This window comes from Streptomyces sp. NPDC036815, assembly GCF_055609205.1.
This window is the reverse complement of the sequence record NZ_JBVJPW010000014.1, coordinates 60,527-85,807: the sequence shown is the minus strand read 5'-3', so window position 1 is coordinate 85,807 and position 25,281 is coordinate 60,527. Positions and strand designations below refer to the sequence as shown.

At 69.9% G+C, this 25,281-nt stretch carries 20 protein-coding genes and 1 pseudogene; 10 read left to right on the top strand and 11 right to left on the bottom strand.

Annotated elements, in window-relative coordinates:
• Positions 1-173 precede the first annotated feature (173 nt).
• Positions 174-1,193: a GHMP family kinase ATP-binding protein gene (locus ACZ69I_RS26115; protein ID WP_470835097.1), complete on the top strand. Its 1,020-nt coding sequence runs from the start codon at positions 174-176 to the stop codon at positions 1,191-1,193.
• A 16-nt stretch (positions 1,194-1,209) separates the two neighbouring features.
• On the opposite strand, the gene ACZ69I_RS26110 is transcribed toward ACZ69I_RS26115, so the two are convergent.
• Together ACZ69I_RS26110 and ACZ69I_RS26105 are read right to left on the bottom strand one after the other, a co-directional pair.
• Positions 1,210-2,409 (bottom strand): carboxylate-amine ligase, encoded by a 1,200-nt coding sequence (locus tag ACZ69I_RS26110; protein WP_470834974.1) that lies wholly within the window; start codon positions 2,407-2,409, stop codon positions 1,210-1,212.
• 98 nt (positions 2,410-2,507) lie between these two features.
• Positions 2,508-3,269, bottom strand: a complete 762-nt coding sequence (locus ACZ69I_RS26105; protein WP_470834972.1) for an NAD(P)H-dependent oxidoreductase — start codon at positions 3,267-3,269, stop codon at positions 2,508-2,510.
• 157 nt (positions 3,270-3,426) lie between these two features.
• On the opposite strand from ACZ69I_RS26105, the gene ACZ69I_RS26100 reads away from it, so the two are divergent.
• From ACZ69I_RS26100 to ACZ69I_RS26090, 3 genes are read left to right on the top strand one after another with little or no spacing between them, the layout of a single operon-like run.
• Positions 3,427-3,639, top strand: a complete 213-nt coding sequence (locus ACZ69I_RS26100; protein ID WP_467673682.1) for a hypothetical protein — start codon at positions 3,427-3,429, stop codon at positions 3,637-3,639.
• Positions 3,639-5,930 carry a heavy metal translocating P-type ATPase gene (locus tag ACZ69I_RS26095; RefSeq protein WP_470834970.1) on the top strand — a complete coding sequence of 764 codons (2,292 nt, stop codon included), beginning with the start codon at positions 3,639-3,641 and terminating at the stop codon, positions 5,928-5,930. The genes ACZ69I_RS26100 and ACZ69I_RS26095 overlap by 1 nt, the downstream gene beginning before the upstream one ends.
• On the top strand, positions 5,927-6,520 hold the full coding sequence (locus ACZ69I_RS26090) for a copper chaperone PCu(A)C (RefSeq protein WP_470834968.1): 594 nt from the start codon (positions 5,927-5,929) through the stop codon (positions 6,518-6,520). The genes ACZ69I_RS26095 and ACZ69I_RS26090 overlap by 4 nt, the downstream gene beginning before the upstream one ends.
• 25 nt (positions 6,521-6,545) lie before the next feature.
• On the opposite strand, the gene ACZ69I_RS26085 is transcribed toward ACZ69I_RS26090, so the two are convergent.
• The 3 genes from ACZ69I_RS26085 to ACZ69I_RS26075 form a co-directional block, all read right to left on the bottom strand.
• Positions 6,546-7,991: a M1 family metallopeptidase gene (locus ACZ69I_RS26085; RefSeq protein ID WP_470834967.1), complete on the bottom strand. Its 1,446-nt coding sequence runs from the start codon at positions 7,989-7,991 to the stop codon at positions 6,546-6,548.
• A 2-nt stretch (positions 7,992-7,993) separates the two neighbouring features.
• Positions 7,994-8,425: a hypothetical protein gene (locus ACZ69I_RS26080; RefSeq protein WP_470834965.1), complete on the bottom strand. Its 432-nt coding sequence runs from the start codon at positions 8,423-8,425 to the stop codon at positions 7,994-7,996.
• Between the two features lie 147 nt (positions 8,426-8,572).
• Positions 8,573-10,627: a trypsin-like serine peptidase gene (locus ACZ69I_RS26075; protein WP_470834964.1), complete on the bottom strand. Its 2,055-nt coding sequence runs from the start codon at positions 10,625-10,627 to the stop codon at positions 8,573-8,575.
• A 201-nt stretch (positions 10,628-10,828) separates the two neighbouring features.
• Here ACZ69I_RS26075 and ACZ69I_RS26070 point away from each other — a divergent pair, with 201 nt between their 5' ends.
• From ACZ69I_RS26070 to ACZ69I_RS26060, 3 genes are read left to right on the top strand one after another with little or no spacing between them, the layout of a single operon-like run.
• The gene (locus ACZ69I_RS26070; protein ID WP_470834962.1) at positions 10,829-11,578 is read left to right on the top strand and encodes a hypothetical protein; all 750 of its coding nucleotides are present in this window, start codon (positions 10,829-10,831) and stop codon (positions 11,576-11,578) included.
• A 48-nt stretch (positions 11,579-11,626) separates the two neighbouring features.
• Positions 11,627-12,295 carry a HEAT repeat domain-containing protein gene (locus ACZ69I_RS26065; protein WP_470834960.1) on the top strand — a complete coding sequence of 223 codons (669 nt, stop codon included), beginning with the start codon at positions 11,627-11,629 and terminating at the stop codon, positions 12,293-12,295.
• Between the two features lie 6 nt (positions 12,296-12,301).
• Positions 12,302-13,306 carry a HEAT repeat domain-containing protein gene (locus tag ACZ69I_RS26060; protein ID WP_470834958.1) on the top strand — a complete coding sequence of 335 codons (1,005 nt, stop codon included), beginning with the start codon at positions 12,302-12,304 and terminating at the stop codon, positions 13,304-13,306.
• A gap of 394 nt (positions 13,307-13,700) precedes the next feature.
• On the opposite strand, the gene ACZ69I_RS26055 is transcribed toward ACZ69I_RS26060, so the two are convergent.
• The 4 genes from ACZ69I_RS26055 to ACZ69I_RS26040 all read right to left on the bottom strand — a co-directional run bounded on the left by ACZ69I_RS26055 (position 13,701) and on the right by ACZ69I_RS26040 (position 15,966).
• Positions 13,701-13,892 carry a hypothetical protein gene (locus ACZ69I_RS26055; protein WP_470835096.1) on the bottom strand — a complete coding sequence of 64 codons (192 nt, stop codon included), beginning with the start codon at positions 13,890-13,892 and terminating at the stop codon, positions 13,701-13,703.
• 191 nt (positions 13,893-14,083) lie between these two features.
• A complete protein-coding gene (locus tag ACZ69I_RS26050) occupies positions 14,084-14,251 on the bottom strand; it encodes a hypothetical protein (RefSeq protein ID WP_470834957.1) in 168 nt (55 codons plus the stop codon).
• A 522-nt stretch (positions 14,252-14,773) separates the two neighbouring features.
• The gene (locus tag ACZ69I_RS26045) at positions 14,774-15,244 is read right to left on the bottom strand and encodes an NUDIX domain-containing protein (RefSeq protein ID WP_470834955.1); all 471 of its coding nucleotides are present in this window, start codon (positions 15,242-15,244) and stop codon (positions 14,774-14,776) included.
• Positions 15,245-15,246: 2 nt separating this feature from the next.
• The gene (locus ACZ69I_RS26040; RefSeq protein WP_470835094.1) at positions 15,247-15,966 is read right to left on the bottom strand and encodes an XRE family transcriptional regulator; all 720 of its coding nucleotides are present in this window, start codon (positions 15,964-15,966) and stop codon (positions 15,247-15,249) included.
• A gap of 273 nt (positions 15,967-16,239) precedes the next feature.
• On the opposite strand from ACZ69I_RS26040, the gene ACZ69I_RS26035 reads away from it, so the two are divergent.
• From ACZ69I_RS26035 to ACZ69I_RS26025, 3 genes and pseudogenes are all read left to right on the top strand, one after another.
• On the top strand, positions 16,240-16,491 hold the full coding sequence (locus ACZ69I_RS26035; RefSeq protein WP_470835093.1) for a hypothetical protein: 252 nt from the start codon (positions 16,240-16,242) through the stop codon (positions 16,489-16,491).
• Positions 16,479-16,730: a DUF7848 domain-containing protein gene (locus ACZ69I_RS26030; protein WP_470834953.1), complete on the top strand. Its 252-nt coding sequence runs from the start codon at positions 16,479-16,481 to the stop codon at positions 16,728-16,730. The genes ACZ69I_RS26035 and ACZ69I_RS26030 overlap by 13 nt, the downstream gene beginning before the upstream one ends.
• A 145-nt stretch (positions 16,731-16,875) precedes the next feature.
• Positions 16,876-17,619, top strand: a pseudogene (locus ACZ69I_RS26025) (tyrosine-type recombinase/integrase); the annotation flags it as partial.
• A gap of 101 nt (positions 17,620-17,720) precedes the next feature.
• Here the strand turns inward: ACZ69I_RS26025 and ACZ69I_RS26020 are convergent.
• Together ACZ69I_RS26020 and ACZ69I_RS26015 are read right to left on the bottom strand one after the other, a co-directional pair.
• Positions 17,721-18,206, bottom strand: a complete 486-nt coding sequence (locus ACZ69I_RS26020) for a hypothetical protein (RefSeq protein WP_470834951.1) — start codon at positions 18,204-18,206, stop codon at positions 17,721-17,723.
• A 2-nt stretch (positions 18,207-18,208) separates the two neighbouring features.
• Positions 18,209-25,063 (bottom strand): polymorphic toxin-type HINT domain-containing protein, encoded by a 6,855-nt coding sequence (locus ACZ69I_RS26015; protein WP_470835092.1) that lies wholly within the window; start codon positions 25,061-25,063, stop codon positions 18,209-18,211.
• Positions 25,064-25,281 lie beyond the last annotated feature (218 nt).

Here is a 25,281-nt window from a genome sequence, read left to right as displayed (position 1 = left end):
CGTAGGGACGTGTGGGCAAGGGAAGGCCCCGGGGGAGAGCGGGCGGCCCCCGGGAACGCCGAGAGCATCACACTAGATGAAAATGATTGTCAAGAGCAGGTAGGCTCGGCACACTGTTGCCCGAGGGGTGCGGCGCCCCTGTGTGCCGCACCGTCGAGAGGAGTCGCGTGAAGCTGTTCCAGGAGGCCCGGACACGGCCTCGAACGCCGCGGGAGACGGCGCCGCCGAGGGTGGGGGTGGGGACCGCCTTCGGTACGTTCGGCGAACTGCTCCAGGGCGCGCTTCCGGAGGAGGACGGTGACTTCCTCGTGACGCTGCCCGTCGCACGCTGGACGATGGCCACGTTCCGCCCTTCGCGGCCGGGGGACGCCTCGGGGGAGATCGAGGTCCGGCCCGCGCACAAGACGAAGGCGCTCCGGCTGGCCCGCATGGTCGCGGAGTCGGCTCCGTCCCGGCCGGGTTCCCCGCGCGGCGGGGTGCTCACCGTCAGCAGCGTGATCCCCGAGGGCAAGGGGCTCGCCAGCTCCTCCGCCGACCTCGTCGCCACCGCGCGGGCGGTCGGCCGGGCTCTCGGCGTCGCCATGCCGCCCGCCAGGATCGAACGGCTCCTGTCCCGCATCGAACCCACCGACGGCGTGCTCTACCCCGCGATCGTCGCCTTCCACCACCGCAGCGTCCGGCTCCGCGCGGTCCTAGGCTCCCTGCCCGCCATGGCGGTGGTCGGCATCGACGAGGGCGGCTCGGTGGACACGGTCGACTTCAACCGCATCCCCAAACCGTTCACGGCGGCCGACCGGCACGCCTACGCGGCCCTGCTGGAACGCCTCGCCGATGCCGTGCGCCACCAGGACCTGGCGGAGGTCGGCCGGATCTCCACCCGCAGCGCCCTGATGAACCAGGCCCTGCGCCACAAAAGGGCGTTGGAGCCCATGACGGCCATCTGCCGCGACGTCGGCGGTCTGGGCGTGGCGGTGGGGCACAGCGGTACGACCCTGGGGATACTCCTCGACGCCACGGACCCCGCGTACACCCGACGTGTCACGGCGGCGGCGCGGGCGTGCGCGGAGCTGACCGGCGGGGGCCGGGCGGGCGGCGGGGTCGCGGTCTACCGGACGCTGAGTTTCGGCAACGTCCGGTGCGCGGCAGGGAGTTCGGTGCTCCCGGCGACCGGTGCGGCCGCCGGGAGCCGTTGAGGCCGGGTGGTGGCGGCTACTCGGGGACGCCGAGCCCCGGATCCGGTCTGCGTCCGCCGAGCGGGCGCGGGGCCCGGCGGCGGTCGACCCGGTGGGGGCCCGCGCCCGGGGCCGGGCCCGCGGCCGTGCGGTCGGCCAGGTCGTCGACGACGCCGAGCAGGGTGCCGGTGCGGGCGTGGGCGGCGCGCTGTCGCCCGGCGTCGCCGCCGTGCGCGACGAGCCGCCGCAACACCGCGGTCACCTGCGGGAGTTCACCCTGCTCGGCCAGGGTCGGGCGGGCGTACGCGAGGAGCTGCCTGAGCCGGTGCAGGGTGGGCACGAGCCGGCCCGTGCGGGGGTCGAGGCTGTGGCCGCTCAGGCCGTCGCGGGCGCAGCGCCAGTACGCGGCGCGCAGCAGGGACCCGTCGACGGCGGGACCGGGGTCGCCGCGCCGCACCCGTTCCAGGGCCTGGACGACCAGTGCCCGGACCAGGACGGCGAGGGCGGCCGCCTCCTCGAAGCTCGTCGTGACGTCCATCGCCCTGATCTCCACGGTGGGCAGATGCGCGCACGGGCGCACGTCCCAGTACAGCGAGCGTTCGCCGTGGGTCGCCCCGGCCGCCTGCAGCGAGGCCGCGAGCGCGTCGTAGTGGGCGGCCGAGGAGAAGTAGGGCGGAGGGCCCGCCACGGGCCACCGGGTCGTCCCCAGCGCCCGCCAGCTGCAGTAGCCGCTGTCCCGCTCCTCCCAGAAGGGGGAGTTCGCCGCCACCGCCACGAGCGTGGGCAGCCACGGCCGCAGGTGGTTGCCGACCAGGACGGCGTGGTCCCGGTCGGGGACCTCGACGTGCACGTGCAGCGCGCAGAAGGCGAAGGTGTCGTACAGCGACCGGAACGTCTCGACCTGCGCGCGGTAGTGGGGGTCGGTGTTGAGCGGGACGGGCGCCCGCATGCCGAGCAGCGGCGTGGCCGAGGCGACGAGGCGCAGGCCCTCGTCGTGCGCCGCGGCGGCGACGACCCGGCGGACCCGGCGCAGCTCGTGACGGAGTTCGCTCAGAGTCCCGCACGGTGGTGTCTTGCCCTCCACCTGGTACTGGGACGCCTCACCCGTCACCAGGTCCCCGGCCACGGGCTTCACGCGGGGCAGGACCCGGGAGGCCGCCGCGACGACGGCCCGGTGCGATGCGTCGACGAGGAAGTACTCCTCCTCGACGCCGACGGTGGGAAGGTGGTTCGCCATGCCTGTCGTGCTCCTTAGGGGAGACGGCGAGTGACGCGTGCTTGTCCACCTTCCTCGCCCCGCGGCCCGGCTGCGAGTGGGCACGGCCGGGCCGGACCTCACCGGTGCACGCCCACACCGGACAGGCCGGGCGCGACGCCGGGCCGCAGCACCAGGTCGTCGTCGTAGGCGCCGCCGTCCTCGTGGTGGTAGGGCAGCGGACTGGTGGTGCCCAGGGTGCGCAGCCGCTCGCGCAGCTCCGCCGCGCCGCGCGCGTACCCGGCGTCCGTGAGCCGGTCCGCGCCGTACACCACGAACGGCGGGAGCGCGGCCATGCCCGTGTACCAGAGCGTGCCATGGAGTAGCGGGAAGAGGACCTGATCCAGCTGGCCGTGGATCCCGCGCGGGCCGAAGCCGGACTCCCGGGCGCCGACCGACGTGACGATCAGCGCGCGCTTGCCGGCCAGGCCGCCGTCGCCGTACCGCAGGGTCCGGCCGTCGGGCCCCTTGACGCCGAAGCCGAAGCCCTGCACGAGGACGCGGTCGAACCAGCCCTTGAGGATCGCGGGCGGCCCGAACCACCAGAGCGGGAAGTGGAAGACCACCGCGTCCGCCCACGCGAGCTTCTCCTGCTCGCGGCGGATGTCCTCGCTCAACGCCCGCTCCCGGTACGCCCGTTCCTGCTCGGGACCGACGAAGAGCCGCTCGTGCGAGGCGCCCCCGAAGTCGTCGGCGTCCACCACGGCCTTCCAGCCCATGCCGTACAAGTCCGATACGCGGTGCTCGTGCCCGAGCGACTCCAGTGCGGCCAGCCCTTCGGCCATGAGGGACCCGGCGAGCGAGCGCCGTTCCGGATGTGCGCATACCCAGAGAATCTTCATGCCCCGATCGTGCGCCGCCCGCCGCGCACGCAACGAGTGGCCAGAAGGCCATGGTGCGCAAGGATCTGGCCACCCGGGAACCCGGGCCCGGTCCCGGCCGACTCCTCAAGCGGTACGGGCCGGCCGGTCCGTGCTCTCGCGCGACCCGGGAGTGGTGATGGCTGAGGACCAACGGCGAAGATTCGTGCCACCGCCCGCGCTCTGCGGCTTCCTCGTGCTGCTCGCGCTGGTCTTCGCCGTGTCGTACGCCGTCGGTACGGCCGCCGGGCCGGTCGCGCCCGGCCTGCACGACACCGGGACGGACCCCGCCGGTGACGGCGGCCGCGGCGACGGCGGCGGTACGGGCGGCACGCACGGGGGAGGTCACTGATGGGTACCGGAGCGGCCGACGCCGTCGTGACCACGGACGTGGCCGTCGGCGGCATGACCTGCGCGGCCTGCGTGAAACGGGTCGAGAAGCGGCTCGGCAGGCTGGACGGCGTGAGCGCGACGGTCAACCTGGCGACCGGCCTCGCCCGGGTGAGCCACCCGCCGCACGTCACGCCGGACGACCTCGTCGCCGCCGTGGAACAGGCCGGATACACGGCGGAACTCCCCGCACCCCCCGGGCCCGTGGACGCCCCGGCGGGCGACCGCCCCGCGCCGGACGGGGAACTGGCGGAACCGGAGGACCAGCGGGCCGCGCTCGAACGGCAGCGGCTGCTCGTCACCGCCCTGCTCGCGGTGCCGGTGCTCGTCCTGTCCATGGTCCCCGCCCTGCAGTTCCGCAACTGGCAGTGGCTGTGCTTCGCGCTCGCCGCGCCGGTCGCCGCCTGGAGCGCCTGGCCCTTCCACGTGCGTGCGCTGCGCGGCCTGCGGCATGCGACGGCGACGATGGACACCCTGGTCTCCCTGGGAGTGGCGGCGTCCTTCGGCTGGTCGGCGTACGCGCTCTTCCTCGGTGGCGCGGGCCTCCCCGGCATGACGATGCCCTTCAGCCTGCTGCCCTCCGCCGGTGACGGCACCGCGCACGTCTATCTGGAAGCGGCCGTCGGCGTACCGCTGTTCGTGCTCACCGGAAGGTTCCTGGAGGCACGGGCCCGGCACGGCACCGGCGCGGCGCTGCGCTCCCTCGCCGGACTCGCGGTCAAGGACGTCGTCCTGTACGAGGGCGGGGTCGAACGGCCGGTCCCCATCAGCGCGTTGGGCACGGGCCAGGTCTTCGTGGTGCGGCCCGGCGAGCGCGTCGCCACCGACGGCACCGTCGTGGAGGGCAGCTCCGCCCTCGACCTGTCGCTGGTCACCGGGGAGAGTGAGCCCGTGGAGGTCGGGCCGGGCTCCGAGGTGACCGGTGGGGCCGTCAACGCGGGCGGGCTGCTCCTCGTCCGCGCCACGGCGGTCGGCGCCGACACCCGGCTCGCCCGGATCGCCCGGATGGTGACCGACGCCCAGGCGGGCAAGGCGCGGGCGCAGCGGCTCGCCGACGCGGTGGCGGGCGTGTTCGTGCCCGCCGTGCTCGCCCTGGCCACGACCGTGCTCGGCTTCTGGCTCGGCGCGGGAGCCGACCCGCAGGCCGCCGTCACCGCCTGCGTGGCCGTGCTCGTCGTCGCCTGTCCCTGCGCCCTGGGTCTGGCCACGCCCACCGCCCTCATGGCCGCCACCGGCCGGGGCGCCCAACTCGGCGTCCTGGTCCGCGGACCCCAGGCCCTCGAAGCCCTGCGCCACGTCGACACCGTCGTCCTGGACAAGACCGGCACCCTCACCTCCGGGCACATGAGCGTCACCGCGGTCACGGCGGCGCCGGACGGCATCGGCCGGGAGGCGGTACTGCGGTTCGCCGGGGCCGTGGAACAGGGCTCGGAACACCCGCTGGGCCGCGCCATCACCGCGTACGCGAAGAAGGCCCTGCCCGACGGGACGCTGCCCGCTGTGCGAGGGTTCCGCGCGACGGCGGGCCGGGGTGTCCGGGGCGAGGTCGACGGCCGGTCGGTCGAAGTCCTGTCCCCCGACGACGAGTTGACCGGCGAGCTGGCCCGCGCGCTGGCGGCCGCTGAGGACGCCGCGCACACGCCCGTCCTGGTCCGCGTGGACGGCGTGCCCGAGGCGGTCCTCGCGGTCGGCGACCTGGTGCGGCCCGGCAGCTACCGCGCCGTGGACCACCTCGGGCGGCTCGGGGTGCGCCCCGTCCTCGCCACCGGGGACCGCGAGGCCACGGCCCGCGCCGTCGCCGGTGGCCTGGGCATCGACGACGTGCACGCCCGCTGCACGCCGGAGGACAAGGCGGAACTGGTACGGGAGTTGAGGGCGCGGGGCCGCCGGGTCGCGGTCATCGGCGACGGCGTGAACGACGCCGCGGCGCTGGCCGGTGCCGACCTCGGGATCGCCATGGGCGGCGGCACCGACGTGGCCATCGGGGCCGCCGACGTGACGCTCGTCCGAGGCGACATCGAGGCCGTCGCGGACGCGGTCCTCCTCGCCCGGCGCACGCTCGGCACGATCCGCGTCAATCTCCTGTGGGCCTTCGGTTACAACGCCGTCACCGTGCCGCTCGCCGCGGTCGGCCTGCTCAACCCCATGGTCGCCGCCGCGGCGATGTCGGCGAGCTCCCTGCTGGTGGTCGGCAACAGCCTGCGACTGCGCACCTGGCGGCCGCGGCCCGCCGGCCGAGGAGGAACACGATGACCGACGCGACGACCGACGCGACGACCGGTGCGGTGAGTGACGGGGTGATGGACGCGATGAGTGACGGGGTGACTGGCGCGGTGAGTGACGCGCACCCCTGGCGGCCGTCCCGGCGCAGGCTCCGCGACGGCCTCGCCGCCGCGCTCGCACCCGTGGCGGCGTGCGCCGTGGCGCTGGGCGGCCTGACCGCGTGGACGGGGTCCGGGGCCGCGGGCAGCCCGGCCCGCGTGGCGGTGGCCCGCGGGACCGTCTTCCTGCCGGCCGCCGGCCGGACCGAGACCTCCGCCTTCTTCTCGATCGCCAACTCCGGTGGTTCCGACGACCGGTTGACGTCCGTGTCCTCACCGGTGTTCGACGACGTGATGCTCAGCCGCCTCGTGGCCAACGGCCGCGGGGGCGCCACCATGGGGATGGTGAAGTCGGCCGCCGTGCCGGCCGGCGAGGGCCTCACCATGTCGCCGAGCGGCCTGGACATCATGGTGCGCACCCGCGCCCCGTTGAAGTCGGGGGACAGGGTCCCGTTCGTGCTGACCTTCCGGTACGGCGGACGGGTCGAGGCGGAGGCGGTGGTGGTCGGGCCCGGCAGCTGACCCGGGCCGGGCCCGCGGCGCCGGACTACATCTCGGGCTTCTCCGGCGAGAACAGCCAGGTGTCGAAGAGGTCCGAGAGGTCCTTGCCCGACGTCTTCTCGCACAGCGCGATGAACTGCTCGGTGTCGGCGTTCTCGTGCCGGTGCTCGCTGGTCCAGGTGCGCAGGACGGCGAAGAAGGTGCGGTCGCCGATGGCCTCCCGCAACATGTGCAGCGTCATGGCGCCCCTGCCGTACACCGGGGGGTCGGAGACCCGGGCGGCGCTCGGCGGGTCGCCGGGCGGGAAGTCCCAGATGTCCTCGCTCTCCTCGTGCGTGCCGTCGTAGAAGGAGTCGAAGGTCTGCTGGGCGCTGCGGTGCCCCTGCTCCTCGTCCCAGAGCCACTCGGCGTAGGTGGCGAAGCCCTCGTTCAGCCACATGTCCTGCCAGGCGCGGGGCGTGACGGAGTTGCCGAACCACTGGTGGGCCATCTCGTGCACGACCAGGCTCTCGTCCGGTGCCTCCTCGTAGTACGGCTTGGTCTGCGTCTCCAGGGCGTACTTGAGGTCGGGGAGGTGATCGACGACGGAGCCGGCGGAGGAGAAGGGGTAGGGGCCGAAGCGGTCCTTCGCCCAGTCGATGACCTCGGGCACCAGCTCGTGGACGTCGACGGGCCCGTCCGCCTCGTCGGGGTCGACGGCGGTGTAGAGGGGCAGACCGTCGTCCGTCGTGCCGGTGGAGACGTCGAAGACGCCCGTGACGACGGACGCGACATAGCTCGCCATCGGCTCGGGGTTGCGCCAGCGGAAGGTGGTCTTCTCGCCGTGCCGCCGCTTCTCGCGCAGCTTTCCGTTGCTGACGGCGGTGTAGTCGGACGGCACGGTGACGTCGATGTCGTACGTCGCCTTGTCCGAGGGGTGGTGGTTGCCGGGGAACCAGGTCATGGACCCGGTGGGTTCGCCGAGCGCCGCCACGCCGTCGTCCGTCTCGATCCAGCCCTCGGTGCCGCCGTCGACCGCCGTGAGCATGCGGGGCGTCCCGTCGTAGCGGACGGTGGCGTGGAAGGTCTTCCCCTTGCCGATGGGCCGGGCCGGGGTGAGCGTCAGCTTGTTCTTCTTCCTGCTGAACCGCGCGCCGGAACCGTCGATGTCGGCGTGGCGCACCTGCAGGCCCGCGAGGTCGAGGCTGAAGCGCGAGAGGTTCTGGGTCGCCCGGGCGGTGATCACCGCGGTGCCCGTCAGGTCGTTGTCGTCGGGGACGTAGTCGAGGGTGAGCGCGTAGTGCGCGACGTCGTAGCCGCCGTTGCCGAGCGAGGGGAACAGGTGGTCGTCGACGCCGGTCGCGCCCGCGCTCGCCCGGCCGTGGTCCCCGGAGCCGGACGAGGAGGAGGTGCAGGCCGCCGTCGCGGTGAGGAGCAGGGCGAGGAAGAGGGCGGAGCGGCGGGGGCGGATGGCGGACTCCTGTCCGGGGTGGCGGCGGGGGAGGAGGGGCACGGTCACAGGCGGGTGTGGCCGAGACGGTCGCCGCGTACGTCGAGCAGGACGAGGTCCCGCGCGGTGCCGTCGCCGTCGTCGCCGTCCCACCAGGTACGGAAGAGCCCGGCGAGCTCATCGGTCCGCTCCGCGTGTGCGGGCCAGTCGGTCTTCAGCTCGACGTCGTAGTCGTACGGGCCGCCTGAGTCGGGGAGGCGGACCGTGAACACCGCCCGCGCGTGGCGTGCGGTGCGGGACTCGCCGGTGTCGCGGGCCCAGGAGCGGAACTGCTGCAGGAGGCGGTGGTGGGTCTCCCGCGCGGAGTCTTCGGGGGCCGCGGGCTGCGCGGCGCTTCCGCTGCCGCACGCGGACAGGGCGAGGCAGCCGACCGCCGCGGGGAGACCCAGAGCGGGGCGTCGCCGGGGGCGGCGGTGCCTCGCGTACCAGTGCTTCATCGTCTCTCTCCGTGCGGTCGGCTGCCGTGGGGCGGGCCTGTCCCGGGTAACAGGACGTGGCCCGCCCAGGAAGAGGGGCGTACGCGCCATGAGGTTGCCGCCCCTCTCCCCGTGAATCAGCGTGAACCGGTGAGGCTCAGCCCGCTGCTACGGAGCCACGAGCTGGTTCTCCGCGCCGATGCCGGAGGCGTTGCCGTCGGCGTAGAGGGTCAGTTCACCGTCCGACCAGCGCACGATGGTGTCGTCGGCCCAGGGGTTGTCGGTGAAGTCGCCGCCGCTGACGAGCAGGGCGTGCTTCCACAGGCCGTTCGGGGCCTGCCACTTGTGCTCGCCCCAGGAGTTCCCGGTCCCGGTGAAGTCCTGGTACTGCGTGAGCTCGCCGTCGGACCAGCGCACGACGAGGTCCCAGTCGTCGTCCCCGGAGTAGTCGCCCGCGGTGATCTGGGTGGCGTGCTTCCAGGTGCCGGCCTGCGAGCTGCCCGGCGCGACGACCTCGATCTCCTTGCCGAGCTTCTTGTTGTCGCCGGTGTTCTGGTAGAGCGTGACCTCGCCGTCCGACCAGCGCACGACGAGGTCGTCCTGCCACTTGTTGCCGCCGAAGCGGCCCGCGGTCATCGCCTCGGCGTGCTTCCAGGTGGAGTTGGGCGCGACGAGCTGGACCTCGCCGTGGAAGCCCTTCTCGTCCACCGACGGGTAGAGCGTCACCTCGCCGTCGGACCAGCGGACCACGAGGTCCGAGCCGTTGTCACCGGTGAAGTCGCCCGCGACGACCTGCACGGCGTGGTTGCGCCACAGGTCGTTGGCGCCCTGGACCGGGAACTCCTTGTCGAAGTGGTTCTTGTCCTTGCCCGCGCCGCGGTAGATGCTCAGCTCGCCGTCCGACCACATGACGAACATGTCCATCCGGTCGTCGGAGACCGGGCCGTCCAGGGCGAAGTAGCCGTTGGCGATGGACTTGGCGTGCTTCCACGTGCCGGCGCCCGGCAGGACGGGGTCGGCCATCGGCGGCGGGTTGATGCTCGCCGGCTGCTTGTTCGCCTTCGCGGCCTCGTAGATCCGCTTGACGTCGTCGTCGAAGTACGACGAGTACGAGGTGTCGGAGCTGTGGCCGCCGGTCATCCAGCCGCCGGTGACGCCGATCAGCTTGGCCGACTCGCCGCCCGCGGTGATGAAGGGGCCGCCGGAGGTGCCGCCGACGTAGCCGTCGCAGTTGATCTCGGTGAAGGTGCCGCCGCGCCAGAGCCGGCCACCGCTGTCCTTGGTATTGCCCGACGTGTACTTCTTCGTCGGCGTGGTGCAGCTGAGCGGGTCCTGCTTCGGCTTGTACTTGGCGCCGCCGTACAGGTACGGGTAACCGATGGCGTGCGCGGTGTGGTTGAAGCCGGTGTTGAAGCCCATCGGGATGGCCCCGACGACGTTCTCGACGTCCTTGCCGTCGCTGCGCGGCTCGGTGGCGAGGAACGCGACGTCGACGTCGGTGTAGTCCTCCTCGCTCTTCTTGGTCCCGGTGTAGCCGGGGTCCTTGAAGATGTGACCCTTCTTGATGGGGTACATGCCGTGCGGCATCGGGTTCTTCGCGCTGTGCTGCGGCACGAATATCAGGTTCGTCTTCTGGTCGTTGCTGTCGAAGCAGTGCGCCGCCGACGCGACCAGGTTCTTGCCCGGGGACGGGACGACGGTGCCGCCGCAGAAGCGGTAGTCGTAGCGGTCCGGGTAGGTGTTGCCGGCCTTCTGCGCCCAGTAGAAGGTGCCGACTTCCTTGATGCCCTTGAAGGTGTGCGAGGGCGAGCGGAGCATGCCCTGGCGCGGCGCGGCCTGCTCGTCGTTCCCCCCGGCCCGCCCGTCCTTCTGGTCCTTCCGGTCCTTCTTGTCCTGCTCGGCCTTCTCGGCGGCCGCGGCCTCGCGGGCCTGCTGTTCCTCGACCGGCTTGGCCCGGGACATCCGCTCCGGGGTCCAGAACTTCTCGAGCTCGCGGGCCAGACCCTGGTCAGGGGCCTGGGAGGGCGACGCGGACGGGGACTTCGGGTCCGGCTTCGCGGTCCTCGACGGCGAGCCGGACGGTTCCGGGACCGGGGTCGCCGACGAGGTCGGCGTCGGCGTGGCCGCGGCGGGCGCGGGGCCCGTGGCGGACCAGGCCGGTGCCGCGGCGGCCAGGAGCGCGGCCGCGGCGGCGATCGCAGGCAGGCTGCGTTTCGTTCTCACAGTGGTGTTCCCCCACAAAAAACGGACCCCGGTCGTCCGGGGCCCGATTGGTACAGATCAATCGAGAAGGTACGTTACGCACACATCGAATGACATGTCGATTGGGGCATAAACGACCATTTGCCCTGTAAGTAGCGTAATGCGCCTGTTGGTTGATCGGAGAATGCAGTGAGGAAAACGGGGCGAGTCCAGCGAACCGGGATGTATGCGGGGGCGTTCGGGACGGCCGCGCTGCTTCTGACGGCGGGGTGCTCAGGGAGCGACGGCGACAGCGGCTCCGCACGCGAGCCGTCGAAGTCGTCCTCCCCGAGCGGCGGCGCCCGCAAGGGGGACGGGGTGTCGCGGAAGGACGACCCCAACCTGCTGAAGGGCTTCCGTACGTGGCTGAGGACGAACGACTCCCAGCGTGACGACGCCCTGGCGGGGCACGCCCTGAACGTCCGCCTCGACTACCGGTCCGACGAGCGCGCGGGCGTCGTCGAGGTCCTCACCGACTACGGCCCCTGGGGCGAGGCGGAGGACCAAGTCGGCCCACTGGCACGGGCGTTCACGCGGTGGTGGGACCGCGACCCGGCGGCCGGGAGCGCGCACTTCCTCGGCCAGGGCGGAAAGACGGCGAAGAAGACGGCGCTCTACGACGGCGACGAACCGTCCAACCTCCTGACGGACTTCCGCTCCTGGACCACCGCCCACGCCCCGGACGGCGAACGGCTCGCCCCGCACGTCACCGCACTCACCATCGGCTACGGGGCGAAGGGCTCCGGCGCCGTCACCGTCTCGACCGACTACCGCACGCACGAGGACGACGGCACCCGCAAGAACGTCGACGCCCTCGGCACGGCGTTCGCCGACTGGTGGGACGGCGACGAGGGCGCGGCGACCGTCACGGTGACCAGCGAGGACCAGGGCAGCAGCGCGGAGCGGAAGCTGGCCCGGCCCCGACGCGGTTGACCTTGACACGGTGACAACCCCTTCACTGGAGCCGAGGAGGTGGTCCCCATGGCCGGATCGGCACAGGACACCGAAGTGACACGAGGCATCGAGGGGCTGACGGACGGCCGCGCGTCGACGCGCCTGCGGGCGGCGCTGGCGATCGGCACGGCCCCGGACCCGAGGTTCCTCGACGAGCTCGTCGAACGGTGCGCGGTCGAGCCCGACTTCTCCGTACGCGAGATGCTGACCTGGGCGCTCACGCGTCACCCGCCGGCCGCGACGGTCCCGCGGCTGCTCGAAGAGGTCCGCTCGGCCCGTGCGCAGGCGCGCGGTCAGGCCCTGCACACGCTGTCCAAGATCGGGGACCGGCGGGCGTGGCCCGCGATCACTCCGGCGCTCCTGTCCGACGCCGACGACGAGGTGGCGCGCAGCGCCTGGCGGGCGGCGGTCGTGCTCGTGCCCGAGGGTGAAGTGCCGCGCCTGGCCGAGGCGTTGGCGTCCCAGCTCGGGCGCGGCGGGCGGGAGACGCAGCTGAGTCTCAGCCGCGCCCTGATCGCGCTCGGCGAGGCGACGGAGCCGGTGCTGCGCGCGGCGAAGGCGGACCCCGACCCGCGCGCACGCACGCACGCCCTCGCCACGGAACGGCTGCTGCGCGACCCCGACGCCGGATTCGAGTCCGCGATCGAAGAGGCGAAACGCGTGGTGCTCCTCGGCGGGCCGGGCCGGGAAGGATGACGAGTCGTGCTGATCGGTGAGGTGGCGCGGAGGTCCGGGGTCAGCGCCCGCATGCTCCGGCACTACGAGTCGCTCGGCCTGGTGCGGCCGACGGGCCGCACCGGCGGCGGCTACCGCGAGTACTCCGACGCCGACATCCGGCGGATCTTCCACGTCGAGAGCCTGCGCTCCCTGGGGCTCTCGCTGCGCGACGTCGGGCGCGCGCTCGACGACCCCGGCTTCGCGCCCACGGAACTCGTCGACGACCTGATCCGCCGGACCCGGGAGCGCATCGCGGCCGAGACGGAACTGCTCACCCGGCTCCGGCGGATCGACGCGGCGGAACCCGCGGGCTGGCAGGACGTCCTGCGGACCGTCGCGCTCCTCCAGGCGCTGGGTTCACCGAGCGCGGGGCAGCGCCAACGCGCGGCCCTGTCCTCGGTCGACGCGGTTCCGGTACCGGTGGAAGCACTGGTCGAGGCGGTCCTGAGCGAGACGGACCCGAACGTCGCCGGAGCCCTCCGGTGGGCCCTCGCCCGCTCCGGCGGCGGCGGATGGGAGTCGCTGGCGCGGGGGCTCGGCTCCGCGTCGGCCGAGGTGCGCCGACGCGCCGTCCAGTCCCTCGCCGAGATCCCGGACGACGCGGCGACCGCGCTGCTGCGGGACGCGCTCACGCACGCCGACGCCGTGGTCCGCCGGTACGCGGCCCTCGCGCTCGGCGCCCGCGGAGTCGCCGACGCGGTCCCGGCCCTCGTCGACATGGTCGTCCGGACGACGCACGACGTCGACGCGGCCGACGCGCTGAGCGCCCTCGCGGGCAGCGCCGCGCTGGAGGACCGGATCGCCGCCGCGCTCATCGACCGCCTCGCCGACGGCACCCTGGACCCCTCCGCGCGCCGCCGGCTGACGGAGGCGCTCGCGGACATCCCCGGAACCGCGGCGGCCCGCGCGCTCGTGGAGTTGTCACACGACGAAGACCGGACCGTCGCCCACACCGCGGCATACGTCCTCGGGATCCGCGACGCGAGGTGAGGGGCCCGAGGGGCCGCATACCGCCGTACACCTGCCGCTCAGGGGCGGACCGTCCCGCCCGAGGGCCGTCTCGCCACTGGGGAGGGGAGCCGAGTGGACAGTGCCGCGGTGTGCGCCCGGGGTGTCATGATTCCGGCGACGCTGGTGCGGCCCGCGATGTAGGCGTCCGGGCACCGCCAGGCCGGGGGCAGCCAGGTCAGGGCGGTGTGGACGAGGCCAGGTTGCGGGTGAAGAGGCCCATCAGCGAGCCGCTGGCGCGCATTTCGGCGCCGAGGACGTCGTCGACCTGACGTTCGGGGAGAGGTTGACCACGGTGGCGTCCTCGACGACGACGGCGGCGTGGACGAGGCCGCGCAGCGGGTGCCCCGTGTCCAGGTGGGGCCGATGTCGGTCTTCACCGAGCCCACCCGCACCGGTCCCGGTTTTTGCCGTAGACCGCGGCCACCGCGCCGAACTCGATGGGATCGTCCACTGCTGTGCCTGGCCCGTGCGCCATGCCGACGTCTGAGGGCTCGGCGAGTGGACGAGCCAACCGGGCGCGCGCCAACGGCCATGCCCTCAGGCCGTGGAGACTCGTCTGCCCCACCACGAACGGCGGGCCGCTCTACCCCGCCGCTGTCCGCCGACGTTGCCGTCAAACGGCATGAGACCCTCCCGAAAATCCTCGAGAAGACCTCCTTCCGGTGACTACTAAATTTCAGTCGTCCATTCCCATTCTCCGGGCCTGGCGCGCAGTCGTGTGAACCCTTGCTCCAGGCAGTCGCTGAGGCTGGAATATTAGGCACGGATAAACCCCTGCTCGCCTAAGCCCGGCCCCGAAATTACCAACGTCCAAGGCTCGCCACCTTCCGCCATCCTCTCATCATCCACCTTGAGGATCACGGTGACTCCAGAGCGGCCCAATGTCTCCATGAGCTGCTCGATATCCATCTCTTTCGCGCCCATCGATGGCCCCCCAAGGCTGCCGAGATGTCACTTACGTAATGCAGCTGACTTCGCCTACCCTGTCGATGACACTTCGGAGGTCACGGGAGTGGGACCGCTCGTGACACCGTTCCGCTGCATCAACTGCTCAACGGCAGCCTGAGCGGTTCGTTTATTTCCGTTATTGAACATGCGACTTCCTGTAATATCCCTGATCGCGACTTCCGACTTATCCCAGAAACTGTTATAGCGACTGGCGTTAGCCAGGGTGTTTGGTGGCGATCCGCTCAACAACGCTCCCCGCCGAAACCTCGGTTAATATCGGCGATCTCGTCCGGGCTGAGGCTAACCTTGAACCCACCAGTCAGACAGTTGGAATTGTGAACCAGAATCGGGGTCTGACCCATTAGCGCATAGTGCGTGTGTTACGCGAAGCCTTCGACCTGCTTTTTCGCAGTTCAAGTGCGGTTTGCTGGTCCGGTGACGTGCGCGGGCGTCCGTGGTTGGGCGGGGTTGTTGCCGTCGCTACTGCCGTCAGCCGGTTCAGCCCAGGTAGGGCCCTTTACGTTGTTCCAGGAAGTGCTGGAGCCTGAGTCGTTGGGTGTGGTGCATCGGCAACTGCTCGATCTCTTCTGGCGGCAAGAACCGGAGTTCGGTGGACTCGTCAGAGATCTCCAGCCGGCCGCCGGTGATGCGGGCGGTGAAGCAGACGTTGAACTGGCGGCGGACCTCGCCGTCGGTGTAGGCGATGATGTGTTTCGGGTCGGTGTAGGTGCCGACCAGGCCGGTGATCTCTACGTCAAGGCCGGTCTCTTCCTTGACCTCGCGGACGGCCGTGCCTGGCAGGGAGTCGGTGAGGTCCATACCGCCTCCGGGCAGGGCCCATAGGTCGTTGTCGCGGCGGCGCTGGAGGAGGATGCGCCCGTGATCGTCGGTGACGACGGCGGATGCGGCGACGACCATGCTGTTCGGCTTGGGCGCGTTCGGGTCGTCGTAGTACTCGGTGCGGGCCACGGTCAGCCTTCCTCTCGTACGGGGGTTGCCGTCGCCCATACAGCGTCGAAGCTCTCGGCGTAGGTGTCGAACAAGCCGCCCGTCTCGTGTCGGCGTAGGTGCCACACGGGGGCGGCGTACGCGTTGACGCCCCAGACGTGGGCGTTGACGAGTAGCTGATCGTCGGCGCGGTAGAGGGAGTTGTAGAGCGTGGTTTCGTGGGTGCGGACTTCGATGCCGGGGGTGCCTGCGAGCGGCCTGTAGTGCATGAGAGCGAGGCGGCAGCGGGATTCGATGCCGTGCCCGAACCGCTCCTCCTGGCCGCGGGCTTGGACGTTGTCGCTGTCGGCGTCCCCGATCGCGATGCGGACGGTGCAGCCTTCGGCGGCGCGTTCGGTGAGGAGTTCGTTCAGCCGCGGGTACGCCTCGTGGAGGAAGACGGCTGCGTAGACCAGGATGTCGATCCGTTCCCGCGCCTGGGCCATCAAGTCGGTGAACGTCGAGACGGGGATATCGGCCCGCTGCTCGTAGAGCGCCACCAACTCAGGGCTGATGGCGCGGGCGGGGCGGGCCTGGCGGAGCGCCGGCCAGAGTGCGTGCACGTCTTCTCCCAGGGCCTTGGCCGCCTGGAGGGCGGTGGCACGACGTGGGATACGCCCGAGGTTCACCCAGCGTTCGACCGACTTGGGGTCGACCTCGACCTGCTGAGCGAGTGCGGCGTACGTCCAGCCTCCCGCCGCCATGACGGCTCGTAGTCTCTCGTTCGGCACGAGTCTCCCCCTTCGTCCCAGGACGGCACTAGGGACGTTCTACACGGTGCGGGACGTCCCGAAGTGGGGTTTGGTGGAGGTTCCTTCGTCCCGGTGACCGGCGTGAGGATCGGTGCCGACCCTGCGGCACCAACAGGCCCAGGGGCACGCATCAACGCCGCCGAGGAGCGTCACCGTGCGAAAGAGCGCCACCTCATGTGTTCCCGCCCTGCGACTGGACGCCCGGTCGCGCGCCGCCTCGCCGGGGTGGTCACGATGACGGCCCCCACCCCTGATGCCGACGGGCACACCGTCTCGCCCGATGCCGGCGCCCTGGTGGTCGACCGGCGGAGCGGCAAGGTGGGCGTGGTGATGGGGCATGTGGGGCCGTATGTGCAGCTTCGGCCGCCGCGCGGTGGCCGGGAGTGGGACGTGCCGCCCGAGGACGTACGTTCGCCGACTCCGACGGAGGAGTTGAGCGCGAAGGTGGCCGTGGCCAACCGGAGGTGGGGACGGTGACGGGGACCCCTCGTTCGGTCCTGCGCTACGAGAATTGGACGCTTCAGCCCGACCGCGAGCCGGACGCGGAGCAGGTCCTGTACGCGATGCAGTGCGCCGTGGGCGGAGAGACCTCGCCGGCAAGCGAGGACTTCGCCGAACCGCAGGACTGGGTGCTGCGGCACTGCGGCCAGAACCCGTCCCACCACACCTACCGGGAGATCATCACCCGCCCCTGGCGGACCTGGCGCCAGACATGACCCGCCTCGCTCGCCCAGGCGCCGCACCGCGCTGACCCACCCGACTCCCGTCCCTGCCGGGCGCGGCCGACCGAGGCTCCCCCGCACTCGTCAGCCCCGGCAGGGACGGGCCCTCAGGATCGTGCCGGGCCCATGGTCATGAGCGCTCAAGTCCGCCCTGGAACACGCAGTCCGCGAGGACGAGCTGCCGCGCAACGTCGCCCGGAACGTCAAAGAGGACCACGCCCCGCCTCAGGCGTTTCCAGCCCCTCACCGCCGCCGAAGGCCGACGACTCCTTCATGCGGCCAACAGCGACCGGCTTCACGCCCTGTACGAACTTGCCCTGCGCACCGGGCTCCGCAAGGGCGAACTCCTCGGCCTCCACTGGGAAGACTTCGCCCTCGACGACGGAACACCGGCACTATTCACCGCTCCCTCCAGCGGACCCGCAGCCAGGGCCTGACCGTCCTGAACACCAAGACCCTGGCCTCCGAAAGGCGCATCGCCCTCCCCGCCGAATGCATCAACTCCCTCAAGATCCACCAGGAACGGCATCAGAAAGAACGCCAGGCGGCCGGAACGAGCTGGACGGACAACGGCCTCGTCTTCACCACCCCGAAGGGCAAGCCACTCGACCCCACCGACCTCACCCACCGCTTCCGCCGCCTCCTCCACAGCGCAGAACTCCGGACGATCCGCTTCCACGACCTCCGGCACTCGCCCGCGACCCTGCTCCTGGAACAAGGCGTCGACCTCGTCGTCATCAAGGAACTCCTCGGCCGCGCCCACATCGGCGTCTACGTCCACGTCCGACTCCGCCTTCAGCGCCAAGCCATCGACACCCTCGGCACCATGCTCGGCCCGGCCGACGCCCCGGACGACCCGCTTACCGCAGCCGTCGTCCGCTGACGTCGCCGTCAGCGTTGCCGTCAAACGACCGCAGAGGCCCCGCTGGAACACTCCAGTGGGGCCTCTGCATATCATTCTTCATTCTCTCCGAGACAGGCGACCTACTCCGGAGGGATTCGTTGAATAACTGGATTTGCAGACAATCCGGGAATTTCAGTGATCAGTCGAGAATGCGCCGCTCTCAGGAAAATGAGAATCTCTCGGACGAGTTCCTCGCGCCCCACGAACGCCTGCACCGGGCGCTTCGATGAGCTCACTGCGATGAGATCACCATCATGGCGCAGGCGAATAACCTCATCGCTTTCCGTAAACCCAAGCGCGGCATCCTCGCCCAACGAGATTCGCTTCGCCGCACCAGAAAGGGACAAGGCCAGGTCGACGAGCGTCACAAATCTCTTCTTTGAGACGACCTCGGTGCCATCAACCACCAGTTCGAAGTTCACCCCGAAGTACTTGTACCGGAGGTCAATCTCCGCGGCAGTACCAGGATCGCCCTGCTTGGCGGCGTCCCAGGTCCTAATCCAGGCTGAACCCGGCTCCGGGAGATAGAAGGAGAGATGAATCACGTTTTTCCTCACTTGCTGCACACCTAGTACGGAAACGCCGTTACGACTTTTCCGTCGTTAACGATTACGCGGACGCCAGTTAGCTCGCCGCCGCCATTTGCCGAACCAGCCCTCCCGACAGGGGTTCCGAAATCCCACTCGTAGATCTGGCCAGGGCGCGATGCACCTGTAACAGGATCCGGAGTATTTGGCTTAGGTGTTCCGCGATTGATTGTGTCGGCTATTCGTTGGCGAACATGCTTCGCCTTGCCGGTAAAGATTCCAGCCGCGTCGTCCACCAGTCCACCTCCGGGTCGGTGACGGTCAACGATGTGCTGCCAGTCTCCATTATCCAGAGCCGCGGTTCCGCACAAGCCATTCGAGTTATGCACCAGTACCGGCGTAGCCCCCGCCAGCACATAGTACGTGTGCAGGCCCTCGATGGTGAGGTTATAGGTGCGCTGGTGGTCCAGGTACTGACGGGTGGCGGTCACGGCGACAGTGCGGTCGTCGTCCGTGCGTAGGGTCGTGCCGGGCTTGAGGTCTCCAGCCTTGACCCAGGCCTTCTGGTCGACCGACCAGAAGGGATGCTCGTAGGTGGCGGTCAGCTTTTCGGGGCCATCAGGCGTGGCGATGGTGAGTTCGGTGAACTGCTTGTCGTCGTCCGTGACGATGGCCGCAGTGACTTCACGTTCGCTGGTCTCGCCGGTTTCCGGGTCAGTGGCCAGAACCTTGTCGCCGAGTTCGACATCCTCGATCTTCTTGGTCGAGCCGTCGGCCATGAGGACGTCGGTACCGGCCAGGAAGCACTTGCAGCCGGAAGGCGTGCCCTTCCCTGCCTTGCCTGTTGCTTCCTCTCCCTTTTCCGCCTTCTTGAGGCTCTTGGCTATTTTCTCGAATGGTTTGAGGATCTTGCCCCACGGGAGGAGATCCATTCCCGTCTCGGCGCATTCGACGGTGACCCCGGGGTGTGACCCGCAGGTTTTCCACGAGTTGAAGTCGGGAGTGAACAGATCCTTGCCCGTGTCCAGCGCATTACCGAGGAACTCCTTAGAGGCGGGGTTGCCACGGTCCAGGAACTTGAACGGATTGAAGGGGAGGGAAGCTCCTGTCTGGACCATCCGGCCGCTTCCACCGCCGGTGTACAGGGCGTTGCTCGTCGACCCGCCACCGCCCCAGTAGCCGCCGCCGATGTTCCTGCCGCCTCCGCCGCCGAAGCTGCTGCTGGCATTACTATCCGAGCGGAGGTAGGAGACAGCTCTGTTGGCCAGCTTATTGATTGCCTTACCGATACCACCGAAGATGCCGGAGATCGAGAACTTGCCCGATGGATCGGCATACACCAGAGGGCTGTTGTTGCCGTAGGCGTAGCCGTTCATCTGCTGGGGGTCCGTCAGGTCCATGACGGGGTCGACAGAGATGAAGCGGCCTGTGGCGGGGTCGTATTCGCGGGCACCGAGGTGGATCAGGCCTGTGGAGGCTGTGTCGTCGGTGCCGCCGACAAAGGTCTTCGTACCGGGCCAGGATGTGGGCTTTTCGCCGCGCGGTCCGCCGAAGGGCAGCGTGCGACGCCGGGTCGACTTCAAGTCCGCTGCAGCGATGGAGAGCTGGCCCGTTCCCTGGTGGTCGGCGGTGGTGAACGTGACCGTGCCGTCGTCCGCGGTGACGGCTTCGTGGCCGCCGCCCAGGGGGGTGTAGCGGGTGGCCTTGGCCTTCGAGGCGCCCTTGGGGAGGGTGATTTCGGTGTGGCCGAGGTAGAGGGTGGTCTCCATCGGAGTGCGGGCGATCAGGCGGTTGCCGTCGGTGTCGTAGAGGTACTCGGTGGTCTTGGTCTTGGCCTTGCCGTTCCCACTGGCGCCCGGTTCCGTGACCTTGGCCAGGTGGCCTTCGGCGTCCCAGCTCAGCTTCTGGGTGTCACCGCGCAGGGTGCGGGTGGTGGTGTTGCCGGTCGCGTCGTAGCCGTAAGAGTCCTTGGCCGCGGTTCCGCCGGGCTCCTGAGTGGTGACCGAGGTCAAGGTGTGCGGCTGTGGGGCGCCCGGCTTGGGGTACTCGTAGGTGCGCTTGACGGCCTTGTCGTTCTCGCCGGTCGCGCCGCTGGTGTCGTGGAGGGCTTCGGTGAGGCGGTTACCTGCCTTGTCGTAGGTGTAGGAGTGCCAGTACGGGGCCGGGCCGCCGATCTTGTCACCGGCCGGGGCGTCGGTGCAGGTCTTGTCGCCCTGGGTCCACGCCTCGGTCAGGCGGCGCAGGTAGTCGTAGTTGAAGCACTGGGTGTCGGTGCCGGTGCGGGACACATCCGAGACGGACAGGACGTTGCCCGCCTCGTCGTAGCGGTAAGTGTCGTGCTGGTCGACGCCCGGCTGGTCCTCGCGGTCGACGCGGGAGGTGGCCAGGCGCTGGGTGCCCCACTCGTAGGTGTTGGTGGCCCAGGTCTTCTTTCCGTCGGTGGCACCCAGCGTGTACTGGAGAGGCTTGCCCGTCAGCGAGTAGCTGGTGTCGGCCTTGAAACCGTCACCCAGGACAGACTGGGGACGCATGGTCTCCTTGTCGTAGGTGGTGTTGTAGCTGCCACCGGGCAGGGATCCCGCCTTGGAGTAGCTCACGCCTCCGACGAGACCGGAGGTCAGATACTGGGTGCCGGTCTGGTAGGTGCCGGCCAGGGCACCCTCCTTCTCCGGGATCACCATGGCGGTCTTCATCGGCCGGTAGAGGGAGTCGAGCATGGTGACCTTGGACGTGTACGCTGCCCCGTCCACGTAGCGCGTGGACTCGGTCAGCTGGCCCTTGGCCCCGTGGATGGTGTCGTAGACCCACTTCGCGCGCAGCTCGCCGGTGGGGCTGCCCTCACGGAGCTCGGTCTTGCGGCCGAGGTTGTCATAGACGTGGGCCAGGACGGTCGCGCGGGCGTCCTCGGTCGTGGTGACTTGGCCGCGGTCGTCGTACGTGGTGGTCGTCCTGCCCTTGTCCGGGTCATCAGCACTTGTCTGACGGCCCAGTTGGTCATATCCGTATGACCAGGTGTTACCGGCCGGATCCGTCACCTTCGCCAGTTCGCCGCGCGGGGTGTACGTGTACTTCGTGGTGTCGAAGTCCGCGCTGGCACTGCGCTTGTGCAGATGGCGCAGCTCCGTGGTGAGGCCGCGGGCGTCATGGAGAGTCGTGGTAGCCGTGTCCCCCTCAGGAGGTAGGACCGTAGTGCGGTCGCCGCCGTAGAGGGTCTTGCTGGTGCTCAGGACCTTGCCGCCATCACCGTTGCCGGCGATCTGCTGCTCCTGGACCGGGCGGCCCAGGCCGTCGTAGGCGGTGCGGGTCTGGGACTCGACGCTCAGCGCGTTGTCCGGCTGGAACAGGTCGCGGTTCGGGTTGCCCTCGGTGTAGTAGGGGGCGAATGTCTTGGTGGCCAGGCCGCGTGCGTCGTAGAAGGTGTCGGTGAGGATGCGGCCGCCGTCCGGGCCGACCGCCTGAGTCTGACGCTGACGCAGGAACCCGTCGTACAGCGTGTAGGAGGGGATCTGGCCGCCGTTGTTGTTCAGGGTCTGGGTGCGGACCGCGACAGGCTTGCCTTCGTCGACGAAGTACGAGAACTCGTAGCTCGGGGTCTGGCTGGCGCGGCGGTCGGGCAGCCACACCTTGGCCGAGCGGCCGAGCGCGTCGTAGGTCAACTGGGTTCGCTTGCCGTTGGTGTCCACCTTGGCCGCCTGCTGGCCACGCAGCGGCTCCAGTTCGGTGACGGCGGTCATTGCCGAGTCGGGGTCGGCTGCCTTTGCCGGAGGCGTCGTCTCCGTCATCTTGGCCGGGAAGCCAGAGGCGGGGGTGTACGCCGTGGTAGTGGTACGCCCGTCCTTGCGCAGGCTGCGGACCGGGTCCCCACTGCCGGTGACCGTGACGTCGGCCGTGAGGTCAGTGGTGGTCAGCTGGCGGCCGTAGTCGTCGAAGGTCGCGCCGGACTCCAGGTAGGTGGCCTTGGAACCGTCGTGCTTCTTCAGCGTGGCGGTCGCCGTGGCGTCGCCCTTGGTGGGGGCGTCACCATAGGTACCGCCGTCGTAGGCGGTGCGCACGTCGGAGACCACGGCCTTGGCACGGTCCGGTGTGTCAGCGCACGCGTCTGCGACCGTCTCCACGCGCGACGGCAGCATCAGGATGTTCTTGTCGCTATTGGTGGCGTATGTGGTGCGGGTGCACTGGTTGTCGGACGCCGTGGCGCTGTCACCGCGGTCGTCGACCTGCACGGGGCGTCCCGCGACGGTGTCGTAATCCGTCGACACGGACGTGGTCCGCCAGTCCTTGCCCGCACCGTCGTCCAGCGAGGTCCAGGTCTTGCTGTGGGAGATACCGGTGAAGTTGGCGGTCACCGTGCCCCAGTCACGCACCTTCTTCGCCGTCTGATGGTGCCAGGGACGGCTGACCGTCTTGGACAGCACCTTGCCGCCCGGGCCGGAGTAGGCGACGGTCTTGTACTCAACGCCTTCAGCGGACTCGTGATCGGTGATCGGGTCGCCCTCGTCGTCGCCGAGTGCAACGTCGACGGATCTTGTGCCGCCGGAGGGAGCCTTGCGGTCGCCGTCCATACCGCGCAGGAAGTAGGAATCCTGCTGGGACTTCAGCGTGTCGCCGCCGCCTTGGCCGCCGGTCTTCACGCGGACGTGACCGTAGCCGCGCCACTGGGACCAGGTCTTGAACTTCTTCTTCGTCAGACCGTCGTCATCGTCGTAGTGCCAGGCCGCGTCGCTCAGGTAGTCGTACGTCGTGACGGCATCGGGTGCGCCGCCGGTGCGGTCGGTAGTGGTCGTGGAGGTAACCACGTACTTGTTGAACCACTGCTTCTCGGCGTCGTCCTCAGAGTCTCCGCCGATGTACTGGGGGAAGCAGCGTGTGGTGTTGGACTGGGGGGTGGGCAGTGCGTCCCACTTGCACGCCGGGGCCGAGTAGTTGACGTCGACCTGGCCACCGGATTCGTCAGCGATCGTGGACAGGCGGTCCTTGATGAACGGGGCGTACCCGTCGCCTGTCTTGTCCAGGCGGTTTTCGAGCTGGGTATAGGAGAAGCTGGTGCGCGGCAGCGTCACCGCGGGCTCGGCGGTGTGGCCGGTGCGCTCGACGGAACCGAGCAGCAGCTGGTAGTCGACGTCCGCCTTGCCCCAGCGATGGCGCAGCTTCCAGGAGTCGACCTTGCTGTACGTGTCACCCTTGAGGACCTGGGTGGTCACGCCCGTCAGGCGCTTACGGGTGAAGAAGGACGGGGCCAGGCGGCCCTTGTCGCACTTGCTGCCTGCCTTGCAGTTCAGGTCCCACGGCGTGTCGTACCAGTAGAAGGCGTCCTTCTCGATGTCCTTGCAGTCCGTCTTGCTGTCGACGATGCACCGCTCCGCCGTGGTGAAGTCAACCTTGGCCAACGGCTTGCCGCCGTACATGGAGGAGGACTTCAGGCCGTACTCAATGCGCTCCAGCGAGCCGCCGCGCGTGTAGGGGGTGTCGTCTTCGGCCTTGAGGTTGCGGCCGTAGGAGTTCTTCTCCTGGTCGTAGTAGTACGCGATGGCGTTGCCGCGCGGGTCGACGACGTAGTCGAGGTTCCAGCGCCATGCCTGCTGGCACCAGGAATCGGCGAACGAGTCCTTGTGGCAGGGCTCACCGCTGTTGTTGCCGAAGACCGGCACCGTCCAGGTGGAGTTGGTGGTGGCCTTGCCGTCCTTCCAGCCCGGAAGACGGTGGTAGCCGAAGTAGTAGCGCACGCCTTGGGGATCGGTCAGACGCCAGTACTCGCCGTCGTTGTCCCCGTTGTCGCGGCTGGTGGACGTGAGCTTCTTGATGCGGCTGCCGTCGTCCTGCTGGAACTTGAACTCGTCCCCGGCCGGCACGAGTTCTCCGCCCTTGCCGTTGAACGTGATGAACGCGTTGTCGTAGTCCCAGCACTGGTCGCCGGGCTTGTTGCCCTCGGAGTTCTTCTGCCCGTCGTCGGCGCACCCCTTGTAGCGGCGCTCGATGTAGCCGGGCCACAGATCGAAGCCGTCACCGACCCAGGAGCCCTGGTTGTTCGTGTTGCCAGTGCGTCCGTCCAGCGAGCCCGAGGAGTACGACAGGCCCACATGAGGCTTCAGCTCACCCGGTACCTCCGGTACCGGCATGTCGTACGACCAGGAGAAGTCCCCGGTGCGCAGATCCGTGTCCCACTTCGCCGACGGAGACAGCGAGGTCGCCTTGTAGTCGCTGTTCTTCCCCCCTTCCTCAGCGACCGCTGCCAGCACGGTCGGACCGAAGGCGCGCAGGGTGACCGCGTTCGCGGTCAGGGTCTGCTTCTCGGTGTCGTTGACCGTGCGGACCGGCTTGGCGGTACGGCACTTGTCCTTCGAGGGGACTTCGAGGGCGCAGCTGGGCAGCTCGACCAGGGTGAGGCGGGAGGCGTAGTCACCGCCGAAGGCCTCCGCGAAGCCGGAGTAGTCGACCTTCGCCTGGACCCTGACAGCCTTGTCGGCCTTGCGCTGACCGGATTCGAGGGTGAACAGCAGGCCCTTCACTCCTGCTCGTTCGGCGGCCTTCCGGCTCAACACGCGGGCCTCGACGCCCCTGTGCGCGGCGGAATCGGGCTTCGCGGCGCTACGGCGTGCGGAGCGGGCAGCAGCATCCTTCGGAGCACCGACGGACAAGGGCAGGTCCTTGACCTGCTTCGGTGTACCAGCGGCCCTCGGTGGGGCATTCGGCACGGTCACCACGGCGGAGCCGGGGCGCGGCCAGGTGGCCTTCGGCTTCCGCGAAGGCGTCGCCGGCCCGTGGTCCGACGTGCGCGGCTCCATCTTGGCGCCGTCGCGGCCCTTGACGGGCCTCTCCGCAGAGGGAAGTCCGGGCCGTCCGCCGCTGTCAGCGGTCGCGGTCGAAGTGGTGGCTGCTTGCAGCAGCGTGCCCACCATCACGGCGGACACCGCCACTGCCACTCTTCGCCGTAGCCTCTTGTAGCCACGACGTGGTCTGGATATGCGGCCGTTCATTGCGTGAATCAGATCCCTTGTATGCCGCCCGTAGAGCGGCAGGCCTGACTGCCCGCCGGATGGGGGCAGTGTCGGTGACTGTGACTGGATACGGAAATGGCGTGCGGGCGGTGGGACCCCGCATGCGGGGCCCCACCGCG

Excerpts from the sequence above, each read along its gene's own strand:
- ACZ69I_RS26065 (WP_470834960.1), top strand. The coding sequence starts at position 11,627 with ATGGCCGGATCGGCACAGGACACCGAAGTGACACGAGGCATCGAGGGG.
- ACZ69I_RS26050 (WP_470834957.1), bottom strand. The coding sequence starts at position 14,251 with ATGGGCGCGAAAGAGATGGATATCGAGCAGCTCATGGAGACATTGGGC.
- ACZ69I_RS26040 (WP_470835094.1), bottom strand. The coding sequence starts at position 15,966 with ATGGCGGCGGGAGGCTGGACGTACGCCGCACTCGCTCAGCAGGTCGAG.
- ACZ69I_RS26070 (WP_470834962.1), top strand. The coding sequence starts at position 10,829 with ATGTATGCGGGGGCGTTCGGGACGGCCGCGCTGCTTCTGACGGCGGGG.
- ACZ69I_RS26095 (WP_470834970.1), top strand. The coding sequence starts at position 3,639 with ATGGGTACCGGAGCGGCCGACGCCGTCGTGACCACGGACGTGGCCGTC.
- ACZ69I_RS26110 (WP_470834974.1), bottom strand. The coding sequence starts at position 2,409 with ATGGCGAACCACCTTCCCACCGTCGGCGTCGAGGAGGAGTACTTCCTC.
- ACZ69I_RS26100 (WP_467673682.1), top strand. The coding sequence starts at position 3,427 with ATGGCTGAGGACCAACGGCGAAGATTCGTGCCACCGCCCGCGCTCTGC.
- ACZ69I_RS26105 (WP_470834972.1), bottom strand. The coding sequence starts at position 3,269 with ATGAAGATTCTCTGGGTATGCGCACATCCGGAACGGCGCTCGCTCGCC.
- ACZ69I_RS26080 (WP_470834965.1), bottom strand. The coding sequence starts at position 8,425 with ATGAAGCACTGGTACGCGAGGCACCGCCGCCCCCGGCGACGCCCCGCT.
- ACZ69I_RS26090 (WP_470834968.1), top strand. The coding sequence starts at position 5,927 with ATGACCGACGCGACGACCGACGCGACGACCGGTGCGGTGAGTGACGGG.
- ACZ69I_RS26015 (WP_470835092.1), bottom strand. The coding sequence starts at position 25,063 with ATGGTGGGCACGCTGCTGCAAGCAGCCACCACTTCGACCGCGACCGCT.